At 66.9% G+C, this 1,219-nt stretch carries 1 protein-coding gene; it reads left to right on the forward strand.

The window, feature by feature from the left end; all coding sequences use genetic code 11:
* Nucleotides 1–927, forward strand: a 927-nt coding sequence (locus CKO40_RS23705) for an IS110 family RNA-guided transposase (RefSeq protein ID WP_200348922.1), incomplete at its 5' end; no start/stop codon positions are given.
* Nucleotides 928–1,219 lie beyond the last annotated feature (292 nt).

Genomic DNA, 1,219 nt, shown 5'->3' on the forward strand with positions numbered 1-1,219 from the left:
ATGCGCTTCCTGGCCAACACCCCAGCGGCGACCGTGGCGATGGAGGCCTGCCCCGGGGCGCATCACCTCGCGCGCAAGGCGGCGAGCTTTGGACACAAGCCCCTGCTGCTGCCGGCGCAGTACGTCAAACCGTATGTGAAATCGCAGAAGAACGACACCGTCGATGCCGAGGCGATCGCCGAGGCGGCCAGTCGTCCGACGGTGCGTGAGCGCGCGGTCGCCATCAAGCCCGAAGAGCGCCAGACCCTGCAGTTGTTGCACCGCCAGCGCAGCGGTTGGATCGGCGAGCGCACCGCACTGGGCAATCGCCTGCGCGCCATGCTGTTGGAGTTCGGTATCGTCCTGCCGAAAAACCTGAACCGGCTGCGCGCCGGCGTGCCCGAGGTGCTCGAAGACGCGGACAACGGGCTGCCCGATCGCCTGCGGGCACTGATCCATGACCTCTATGCGGATCTCAAGCGCCTGGATGCGCGCATCGAGGGGCTGAACGCGGAGTTGACGGCCTTCGCGCGCGAAGACCCGCTGATGCAGCTGCTGCTGACGATTCCCGGGATTGGGCCGATCAACGGCACGGCGCTGCTCGCCGGGATCGGCGATGCCAGCCAGTTCCGCCGTGGCCGCGATCTGGCCGCCTGGCTCGGCCTGGTGCCGCGTCAGCACAGCACCGGCGGCAAGACGCGGCTGCTTGGCATCAGCAAGCATGGCAATCGCCACTTGCGCATGCTGCTCATCCATGGCGCCCGCGCGGTGCTGCGCGTGGCCGACAAGCGGGCCGAAGACGACGGGCTGCGCCGCTGGGTCGAGCGGATCACGGCGCGTAAGCACGCCAATGTCGCTGTCGTGGCACTGGCGAACAAACTGGCGCGCATCGTCTGCGCGGTCCTGCAGCGCCGAGAGCCGTTCGCACCGGTGCAGGTGACAGGCTGAGGAAGGCACGCCCCGCACCAATCACCAGCCCGAGCGCACCAGCGCAGCGGAGGTACGCACGACGCGGTTCATATCACCTTAACCGAGCATCCCACCGAGTGACTGCAAGCGCCCCTGCGTGATGGCGGAGACGGTCAAGCGGCCATGCGCGAGCCTGATCAAAAAAACGGCCCCAGACGGAGGTCATCGGCTTATTCAGGAACGCATGGCGCGGATTTCCATCGAGGCCCGGCGATCCTGCGTGATCGGCCAAACCGAGGCCGGATACATTGACGCAGTCTGTTCTCACCAT

Source organism: Halochromatium glycolicum, assembly GCF_016584085.1.
Taxonomy (GTDB): domain Bacteria; phylum Pseudomonadota; class Gammaproteobacteria; order Chromatiales; family Chromatiaceae; genus Lamprobacter; species Lamprobacter glycolicus.